Annotated in this window: 10 protein-coding genes and 1 pseudogene; 1 reads left to right on the plus strand and 10 read right to left on the minus strand. The window is 33.8% G+C overall.

The window, feature by feature from the left end:
* Positions 1 to 241: 241 nt before the first annotated feature.
* Entirely contained in the window at positions 242 to 1,402 is a 1,161-nt protein-coding gene (locus AAC037_RS11825; RefSeq protein WP_339903193.1) for a hypothetical protein, read from the plus strand.
* A 166-nt stretch (positions 1,403 to 1,568) separates the two neighbouring features.
* Here AAC037_RS11825 and AAC037_RS11830 read toward each other — a convergent pair whose 3' ends face one another.
* From AAC037_RS11830 to AAC037_RS11875, 10 genes and pseudogenes are all read right to left on the minus strand, one after another.
* On the minus strand, positions 1,569 to 2,867 hold the full coding sequence (locus AAC037_RS11830) for an FAD-dependent oxidoreductase (RefSeq protein WP_339903194.1): 1,299 nt from the start codon (positions 2,865 to 2,867) through the stop codon (positions 1,569 to 1,571).
* 80 nt (positions 2,868 to 2,947) lie between these two features.
* Entirely contained in the window at positions 2,948 to 3,214 is a 267-nt protein-coding gene (locus tag AAC037_RS11835) for a hypothetical protein (RefSeq protein WP_339903195.1), read from the minus strand.
* Between the two features lie 12 nt (positions 3,215 to 3,226).
* Entirely contained in the window at positions 3,227 to 3,499 is a 273-nt protein-coding gene (locus AAC037_RS11840) for a UBP-type zinc finger domain-containing protein (RefSeq protein ID WP_339903196.1), read from the minus strand.
* Positions 3,500 to 3,565: 66 nt separating this feature from the next.
* Positions 3,566 to 5,173 (minus strand): serine hydrolase, encoded by a 1,608-nt coding sequence (locus tag AAC037_RS11845; RefSeq protein ID WP_339903197.1) that lies wholly within the window; start codon positions 5,171 to 5,173, stop codon positions 3,566 to 3,568.
* A 288-nt stretch (positions 5,174 to 5,461) separates the two neighbouring features.
* Positions 5,462 to 5,803, minus strand: coding sequence for a hypothetical protein (locus tag AAC037_RS11850; RefSeq protein ID WP_339903198.1), 342 nt, complete (start codon positions 5,801 to 5,803; stop codon positions 5,462 to 5,464).
* A gap of 7 nt (positions 5,804 to 5,810) precedes the next feature.
* Positions 5,811 to 6,707, minus strand: coding sequence for a restriction endonuclease (locus tag AAC037_RS11855; protein WP_339903199.1), 897 nt, complete (start codon positions 6,705 to 6,707; stop codon positions 5,811 to 5,813).
* A 26-nt stretch (positions 6,708 to 6,733) separates the two neighbouring features.
* Positions 6,734 to 7,102, minus strand: a complete 369-nt coding sequence (locus tag AAC037_RS11860; protein WP_339903200.1) for an HI0074 family nucleotidyltransferase substrate-binding subunit — start codon at positions 7,100 to 7,102, stop codon at positions 6,734 to 6,736.
* A 414-nt stretch (positions 7,103 to 7,516) separates the two neighbouring features.
* Positions 7,517 to 8,062, minus strand: coding sequence for a dihydrofolate reductase family protein (locus AAC037_RS11865; RefSeq protein WP_339903201.1), 546 nt, complete (start codon positions 8,060 to 8,062; stop codon positions 7,517 to 7,519).
* 138 nt (positions 8,063 to 8,200) lie between these two features.
* Entirely contained in the window at positions 8,201 to 8,632 is a 432-nt protein-coding gene (locus AAC037_RS11870) for a hypothetical protein (protein WP_339903202.1), read from the minus strand.
* A 477-nt stretch (positions 8,633 to 9,109) separates the two neighbouring features.
* Positions 9,110 to 9,443, minus strand: a pseudogene (locus tag AAC037_RS11875) (sodium:calcium antiporter); the annotation flags it as partial.

Raw genomic sequence — 9,443 nt, forward strand, 5'->3', positions numbered from 1 at the left:
AACTTCGGCGATGGCTGGCTACTCTGCGGTCGTTATGGTAAAACAAAAGCTCGTGGTTCATAACAAAATTTGTGTCAATAATGGAGCTAAGGATTTGTTTTTCCAAAAAATGAAGTAAAGTATCTCGAACTATTGATGATTTAAGAGCGTATATGATTTGTACTGTCATAATAATATTTTCAACTAGAGCCGTAAATTAAAATACTGTTTATTAAATAATTTGAAATTTATATTGAGTTTGATGGAGATGTTTTATTGTGATTTATTAAAAGGATGTAAAGTAATATTTAATTTTTTTATTATTTCTTTTCTTCTATTTCTATATCCTTCCTGCGATATAAGATCCAATGAAGAAGAAAGTAACCTTGTTACTATTGAAAAAGTTGATTCAATTAGAGTAGATTGGGGAACTAAGTTTACAATCCTTGATTTTGATCAAAATAAAAGAAGATTTCTGGCTGTTGATCAAGTGACAAAAGAATTTTTGATTATAGATAGCACAGGTAAGGTGTTGGAGTCAATACAAAGATTTGGGGATGGGCCTAATGAGTATAATTCTAGTTTGATTGCTGCATCTTTTTTTGAAGAAAAGGGGGGCTATCTATTACTTAGTTCACGGGAATTGATATGGTATAGTGATGTTTGGGAAGTGAATGACAGATTTAGATTCGTTTCCGAATGGTATGCAGTTTTTTACACTGGTCCTAGATATGCTGTTCCGTATTATTTTCAGAAGAACGGTTCTGATATTTTTGTCTTTACGAACTTTTTTTCTGGTTTTAATTCAAATGCAGGAATTAAGGATACTAATATTGATTTTCTTGTTGAGCAATTTAATCCTGTGGCAGATCAATTGGAAAAAGTTCTATTATTTAAAAGTGACGACATTCCCAAAACTGGATATTCTAAAGGGAATTCAAGCATGCCTGTTCAGGTTTATCACTTAGATAAAGAAAAAAAATTAATGTATTTAACTTTTCAACATTCTAAAGAAATTGGTGTTTATGATTTAGGTGAAAATTTTGAATTGAAATATAAAGTAAATTTTAATCACGAGGATTTTAATCGATCTAATAATTCCAAAAATGTTGGCCTTTTTCGGTTTGATCAAGGTTTTACTGGGATTCTTTATTATAAGGGGTTAAAGGAATCCACTGAAGTCGCTAGAAAAAGTGTAGATCCCAACTACGTTCCATTTTTTGACCCAAAGTTGTATGGATTTATTTTGATTAATGATGACAAATCGTTAGAAGTTGAAGTTCCATTTCCTTTTCCAGATTGTGAACCAAATTCAGAAATTGTGCAATTACCAGGTAATAGAATCTTGATGCGCGATATTTACAATGGGAATGTGGAACCTGAGTTTTCAAGCTACTCCATTTTCGAAGTTAAAGTACAATAGTTTACAGTCTTGCCATTTATTTTTATGGCACCGGTGCCCTTTTCAAAATATACAATTTCAAAAAAGCGAATGGTAGTATACTGACCAAACTCAAAAAAGGTTTGGTCTTTGTATAGCGCAGTAACAATGTTTTCAATGATAGTCCCTGCTATACTGCATAGATGGTTTAATTTGCGGTAGTAGCAAATTTGTCTTGGGCAAGAAATTTATGAATATCACTTACAACAATAGAGCCTTCACCTACGGCAGAAGCTACACGTTTTACAGAACCTGAGCGTACATCGCCAACTGCAAATAATCCCGGTAAACTAGTTTCAAAAGTATACGGCTTTCTCTGACTAAACTCAGGTTCGCTATTTAAAGCATTGTCACAAATGGCAAGTCCCGTATGTACAAAACCTTTGGCATCTGTATCAATAATAGTATCTAACCATTCTGTGCAAGGCTTTGCTCCTACAAATGTGAAAAGATAACCAATATCATTTTCAACTAAGGTCTCATTTTTCTTGATTTCAACCTTTTCTAAATAGGTGCTTCCCTCAACTGTTATCACGTTACTACCGGTCAATACTTCAATATTTTCACAAGCGATAATACGCTGTACCAGATAATCGCTCATTTTGGCACCTATGTCCTCATTTCTAATAATCACATAAACTTTAAACGCATAATTTGCCAAGAATAATGCTGCTTGACCTGCTGAGTTACCACCGCCCACAATACCAATTTCACTATTTCTGCACATATTTGCATGCATAGAAGTTGCGCTGTAGTATATACCGGAACCTTCAAATTTTTGAATACCTTCTAGCGGTAACCTTCTATAGGCTGCACCCGTAGCCGCAATTACTGTTTTAGCTTTTAAAATAGAAGTGTTGCTAGAACTGATTTGATAATAATTGTCTTTTCGCTCTATGCCTTCTACCCTATGCGGTACAGAAATGGTACAGCCAAACTTTTGTGCTTGTATATAGCCGTTATTCGCTAAATCCCTACCGGAAATTCCTGTAGGAAAGCCCAGGTAATTTTCAATTTTAGAACTCTTACCGGCTTGTCCACCCGGGGAGTTGCTATCAATAGTCAACACTTTTAATCCTTCTGAAGCTGCATACACACTAGCTGCCAATCCTGCCGGGCCCGCTCCAACTACCAGTACATCGTAAATTTCATCATCTAGCTGTAAACGAACACCGGTACATTCTCCAATTTCATTTATAGATGGACGAATAGAAATATCATTCTGACTATTGATTAAAACAGGTAAATCAGATTCCTTAAGATTGAAAGTTGCTAACATTTGTCCCAATCCTTCTTCCTTATCAGAATCTATAAAATTGTACCAGATATCATTTTTATCCATGAAATCACGAATGGCATAAGTTTCATTAGAGTGTTCAGAACCAATAAGTTTTATGCCTTGTACGTTATTCTTCAGTGCATCTTCACGTTGTAAAAAAGCGTTCAAAAGCACATCACTAATATCACTGAATTTAGCAATGGCACTTTTTAATTTTTCTGGACTTATTCTTATAAGCTGTGTGTTTTCTAATGTTTCGCCACAAACACCAACGTTCTATGAGACAAAATACTACTAGACCCAGAAAACTGATGTCTTCTGTGGATGGCAATGCTATCCTCTCTTTTATCAGGATCTATAATTCTTATTCCACCGGTGAGTACTACAAAAAAATCGTAATGCTGATCACCAAAATCCAACACCACCGTAGGCTCTTTGTAAAATTCAACCTCACCATAGGTTTTAAGTTTTTCAACTTGTATTTCGGTTAACTCCGGATATTTAGAATCTATCATAAATGGTTAGGTTTAATAGGTTACAAAAGCTTTATCGGCATAACACCAAAGCCACCTTTCATTAAGTTCTGCTGAACTAATAACCGGGTGGTTGGTGGAACGATAATGAGCTGTTGCATGCTTGTTTTTAGAATTGTCACAACAAAGCGTAACACCACATTCCTGACATGTGCGCAAATGTACCCAACCATCACCCAATTTTACACATTCTTCGCAAACATGTTCATTGGCTGTTTTAATTTCTGAGATAGCAGTGATATGCTTGCAAGAAGTTTGTGACATCATAACCCTTTTTTGGTATTTTATAAATTTAACGAAAGAAATTGATACTAGCCACTTGGCATTATAAGGTTAATGGTTTAATCTTCTTATAAAAGAAGGAACAATAAATTTCTCCATTTCTTTCCATGCCATGGTATGGCTTAACTCCAAATCTTTTGGATTATGATGCAAGAACAAAGTTACAAGTTCCAAACCAGGAACTATAAATAAAAATTGCCCACCGTAGCCGGCTGCATAAATTATAGGGAATTTCATTTCATCCACATTCAATTCACCTCGCCACCAGTGATAACCGTAACCACTGTTTTCCAGGTGTGGTAGATGAAAGGCAGTAGATTCTTCTATCCAAGATTCAGAAATTATCTGTTGTTTATTCCATTTTCCCCTACCAAGTACCAATTGGCCCATTTTCAGAAAATCTCTGGGCCCTAACCAGAGTCCACCACCTGTATGAACTTCATCTGTAAGGGAAAACCAATGGTAATGTTGGATTCCCAATTGATTGAACAATGTTTTTTCGGCATATGTATCAGCTGGCATTCCGGTAGCATCGAGTATAACACCACCAAGCAGTACCGAGAGGCCACTGTTGTACTCGAACTTATCTCCCGGTTGTGCTCCGGTGACAATATTTCGTTTCAATACAAAATCATACATGTCTTGACTGAAAAGCATTTTTATTACATCATTTTCCGGGTCTGATATAGGAAGCTCCCATTCATTCCAGTCCAAGCCTGCAGACATTGTAAGTGCATCTTTCAGGCTTACCGGCCAGGTAGCGGTGTGCAGGGTATCGATGTATTTGGGGAAAAAATATTGAATAGGTTGGTCCAAGTCACCTATTAAACCATTGTCATGTGCAATCCCCATCAATAGTGAAGTCACACTTTTTGTACAAGATTGTATGGTATGCAACCTATTTTTAGATCCTAAATGAAAATACTCCTCTAGTACCAGTTTACCATTATGGGTTATTAGCACCGCATCTAATCCTTGGTATTTTCCATCAATCACCTTCTGAAACAATTTATGTAGTGGTTTTTGTGAAATTATTGAGCTTTCCAAGCTAGCTATATTCCAATCATCATCCAATGGTTCAGGAATGCTGTAATTCCAATGATCTAATGCCTCTCCATTTTTATCAATTCTTGCTGGCATTTCGGAAGTCCATTCACTAACCTTAACAAATTTTAAAGTATCATTTTTTCTAAGGGAATCGTAAAAAATTCCTTCTAGAGAACGTTTATCCTTTGATAATTTCCCTTTAAATATTTGCCCATGGCCAAAATCCATCTCAATATTAAAGTTGGCCACTTTTACATTTGGAATTTTACCGGCGTCAAGTAACGCTACTACTTCATAGCGACCACTCCATTCCCCATCTAAGAATCCCCTATTTAATTCTAAATCAAAATTTGAATAGAGCTCAGGAATATATTCTATTTTAGCCTGCCATATTCCTTCCCAATTGTTTCTCTCTCCTGAACAAGAAATCAGTAAAAGCAGCAAAACCAAACTTATCAAGTATGGACAGATTATGATAATTTTTAGTGGCTTTGGATTTTTAGGTTTCATTCCTTCCTCTTTAAAATACCAATTGTATTTGGAACTACATAATGAAAGGTAATATTCGTATAAATACTTGTTTATCTTAGGAGTTAGGCATATATCAACCATGCACCAACCCTTTAAATTGATTGCCTGCCAAATTAAGCATTCCAGACAAAGTATCCAGTTAATAGACTAAAAATTTAATGGAAACTGTTGAAAAATGGTCTGGAAATGGTTAAAAGTACAAAAAGATTATTAGGCTACCATTACAGGCGCAATTTCATTATTTTACTGCTACCTACCTCCCCCAAAAAATCCTATCCAATTTCCATGGGAAAAAGCCTAGGTAGGCATCGTTCACTCTTGATCGATTAGAAATGCAATGAACCGAAGCCTTAATCGTATCATTGTGGTTTAATTGTTAGGGTTAGTTATTTTTATTTCAGGTGGGTTGACAATAGCTTCTTTGACAACAGTTGCGACATTGTCAATTGTTATTTTCTTTTTTTTACAATATTCAGATTGTAGCCAATCTTCAACTAATTTCGCTCCTTTACTGGCATTACAGGAAATACAACATAGAGCGATATTGTCACTCCCATTTATTCTTATATCATTGACAATATGCTCCCATGATGGTTTAGATTTTATTGAATCTTTGCTGCCTAGAAATTCTACCCTACAATAAACACATTTTTTATCTCGTTCCTTTACAAAAATTTCAACATGGACAGGAATTCCCCATTTATTCGCCATAAGTCAATTATTCTCCTTCAAAAAAATCATTGTCAATTTCTTTTACTTCATATGTAGTCTTTACTTGAACGCCAACATTATATTTATGCATTAAATCCACCAGTTTAGGTCCATCAATCAGTATTATTGAATGATGAGCCTCTCTAGCTTTCCTAATCGCTGAATTGTCAAATGTAGAAGTCGTTATAAATACTCCTTTTGAAGTGTCTCCACTCATTGCTCCAATAAAATTCCTTATATCCTTTTCACGCACTTTATTTTCATTGTATCTTTTTGCTTGAGTGTAAATTTTTTCAAGTCCAAGTTTGTCCTCGTTTATAATTCCATCAATCCCCCCATCTCCTGTTTTTGATGTTTCAATAAAATCTCCATAACCCATTTTTTTAAGTAATATCAAAATCACTTTTTCAAAAAAGTAAGGGTCAAGTTCTTTAAGTTTATCAAGTAGCTCAGTTTTAACTTCTGTTTCAATTGTTTCAAATCCAGTATCGATTAGGTCCTGAGGCGATGCATTGCCAACGACTACAGTTTCGAATTCTGCTTTATCATCTTTTTTGCTTTTAACAGTTGAACGATGTTGGATGAAATCAGGGTCATTCTGTAAGTCCGAGAGAAGTAATTTCCCACTTGCTAAAGCTTGTTTTCCTTTTTCTCCGATTTGCACCATCCCTCTTTTGGGATAGAATACAAACTTGCCCATTTTTAGATAGGATTTTCCCCAAAGTATTCGGTCTATCAATGTATTGGCTCCAGTGCTTGTTTTCTTATCTAAAAGTTCTTTCGGTAATGCAGAATAATATTTGTCACATACTCTTATTGCTAATTCTCGACTGCTTATTGATTCAATAGAACTTAACGTTTCTAAAATCGGCATAAAAGTTTCATGATATTTAGGTAATTCCATTTATTAATTTGGTTATTTTTAATTAATTAATAGAGTAGACCCTGATAGCCTACTTTATTAATACCTATAAAGATAATAAGAAGAAGAAAAGAATCAGAAACTAGTTTTAGTTGAAAAGCTTCCCTTGTTGCATCCCTACTGCCTCCAACATTTGGGTTGCCCTGATAGGTAGCATAATCTTTCATTACCTTCCAAGCCAATTCGTGGGTATACTCAAACCGCTGTATTATACCTTCTTTAATTATTTCATCCAACACATGGCGGGTATCACTATCGTCAATAGGCTCATTTTCATCTATTAAATTATGCTTAATGTATTCAACTGCTTGCGAAAGTTTGTTTAGTGCTTTCTCAAAATTTGAAAATCTCTGCTCCCACCTGATCTCAGAATCCATATTCTTAATAATTAATTGACGAATAGCATTCAATTTACGCTTTAATTATTGTTCAATTGGCTTGTGTCTTCTTAAAATGCCTTTTTCATAATTAAAATTGAGACTATTTGTATTTAAAAGGGCCTATTCTTTTTTATGTTTTACATTTTACCATAAGGCACAACAATTGTTTAAAAGCAAGGTTATCACTAATTTATGCATACACCTGAATTGTACTCAAACCCAATAATTTAATTTCTTCTGGTAATTTATACATTTCAGACAAAGAATCCATCGGGTAGACTAAGAGTTTAATGGAAACTATTGAAAATGGTCTTGAATTGGCTAAGCTATACCGATCGATCAAGGCTACACAGAATTGAAACCTTAATTGCATCATAGCGGTTTAACTGGGAGTGTAAATTAATGCTGTGTTCAATTCCTATACTTTAATACGGTTATTCCACACTCATAAGCTTTTGCTTCTTCCAACTTCAACTCCTTTTTATAGTCAGTTTTCTCAAATATTGGCATTCCGTCACCTAAAATAGAAGGGTTAATAAAAAAGTAATATTCATCAATCAAATTTTCTTTGATTAGTGATGAAACAAATGCTCCCCCACCATAGGCTATCATGTCATTCCCTTTTAAAGATTTTAATTCTTGTATCTTATCTGTCAAATCTCCCTTTTCTAAAATGGTATTTTCCCAGTTCGAGCTTTCAAGTGTTTTTGTAAAAACTATTTTCTTAGAATTATTAATTTTATCAGCACCTTCCAACTCCTTATTTGATCTCCAGTATGGAATAAATCCTTCTGCCAGTTTGCGACCCAAAACTATAGTATCAGTTGATTCCGTTATTTGGGTTACGAAATCCTTTAGCTTATCATCCCAATTCCAAATCATCCAGTCCATTTCTCCATTAGGACCAGCAATGAATCCATCAATGGAAAGTTGAATTTGAAGTTTTAATTTTCTCATTTTTAATTGTTAAAACATATGTATATACATAATTGGCATAGAAGTTTTGCTTATAAATATTATATCCCTTCTACTTTTCCTTAATGTATTTATTAAAATAAACATTTCAAACCGGAAATTCAGCGACGATCCTAAATTTTAATTCAAACTATAGTATACAAGTTTAGGTTGTTTTTTTGGATGCTTCCAGCTTCTGTAAATCAGCCTCGATTTAATTTCCCAATTTTTTGCTTCTTTCTTCAAGCTGACGCGTGTATTGTTACATGAAGCTGTATAAAATTTCACTATAGCCTTATTCTTATTAATTTTTATCTTTTTGATAATTCCTTTTTGTATAGCATTACTATTGTTACCATTATGTTCTTGAAATTCAACATTTCCATCATTAAAGATATAATACCCAGATCCATGAAATAATTTATATTCATTAATATCTTCTTTCCCAATACCTTCCATATATTTATTAATTACTGAATCAGCCAAAACAATCTTCATCAATGAAGTCTTTGAATCCTGTGCAAATGCGCATAATGAAAAAAATGTTAAACTCATAGTAAATAAATATTTCATAGCAGATCTTTTTGTTTTATGAGATTAAGGTATTGAATCGTCTTAAAATGTAAAATAATATTTAGTTTTATATAAACCAATTTTGGAACTACATATTGAATTGTTAAACTAAAACACCGGAGATGATACCGGAAATTAGCAATGCCTTTCCAGAGGAGTAATAGCTTTTTATTATACACATTCATCCTTCTTAACTTACTTTTTAAATTAGGAAATGCGAAAACATTAAACCTAAAAAAATTTTAAAAACCCTTATAAAATGAGCTAAAAACGCCTTTAATACGTTGGATTTGAATACTTTTCGGAAAAAGGGATAAAATTATTTCATTATATTAAGCCAATACCTCTCCTTAAACAAGGAATTCCGGCTTTAGGACGCAAGATTTTTCAATCCATCCGTTATTCATTATAAAAAGTACCCTTCGACCAGCTCAACGACCAATATCCGGTCATAGAATTTTTGGTTTATGGTAATTTTTATATTTCTTTCGATACCAAATAAATGGTGTAAATCAAATAGAAAATTAATAAGATTAAAGCCTCCCACCGATCTAGTTTTTTTCTTTTTCCGGTAAACATTGCCAAAAGTAGAAAAACAGTACCCCCTATTAATATTAATAAATCCTTATTAAAATTCGGGTTGTATTCAATTGGATTTACAAACGAACTGATGGAAAGTATCAACAGAACGTTAAAAATATTGGAACCAATTACGTTTCCAATGGCGATATCGCTATTCTTTTTTATGGCAGCAACCATTGATGTAACCAATTCCGGAAGTGAGGTTCCGGCAGCAACTATGGTTATACCT

The organism is uncultured Cyclobacterium sp., assembly GCF_963976465.1.
GTDB lineage: Bacteria > Bacteroidota > Bacteroidia > Cytophagales > Cyclobacteriaceae > Cyclobacterium.

Excerpts from the sequence above, each read along its gene's own strand:
- AAC037_RS11825 (WP_339903193.1), top strand. The coding sequence starts at position 242 with ATGGAGATGTTTTATTGTGATTTATTAAAAGGATGTAAAGTAATATTT.
- AAC037_RS11845 (WP_339903197.1), bottom strand. The coding sequence starts at position 5,173 with ATGGTTGATATATGCCTAACTCCTAAGATAAACAAGTATTTATACGAA.
- AAC037_RS11850 (WP_339903198.1), bottom strand. The coding sequence starts at position 5,803 with ATGGCGAATAAATGGGGAATTCCTGTCCATGTTGAAATTTTTGTAAAG.
- AAC037_RS11865 (WP_339903201.1), bottom strand. The coding sequence starts at position 8,062 with ATGAGAAAATTAAAACTTCAAATTCAACTTTCCATTGATGGATTCATT.
- AAC037_RS11840 (WP_339903196.1), bottom strand. The coding sequence starts at position 3,499 with ATGATGTCACAAACTTCTTGCAAGCATATCACTGCTATCTCAGAAATT.
- AAC037_RS11855 (WP_339903199.1), bottom strand. The coding sequence starts at position 6,707 with ATGGAATTACCTAAATATCATGAAACTTTTATGCCGATTTTAGAAACG.
- AAC037_RS11870 (WP_339903202.1), bottom strand. The coding sequence starts at position 8,632 with ATGAAATATTTATTTACTATGAGTTTAACATTTTTTTCATTATGCGCA.
- AAC037_RS11835 (WP_339903195.1), bottom strand. The coding sequence starts at position 3,214 with ATGATAGATTCTAAATATCCGGAGTTAACCGAAATACAAGTTGAAAAA.
- AAC037_RS11860 (WP_339903200.1), bottom strand. The coding sequence starts at position 7,102 with ATGGATTCTGAGATCAGGTGGGAGCAGAGATTTTCAAATTTTGAGAAA.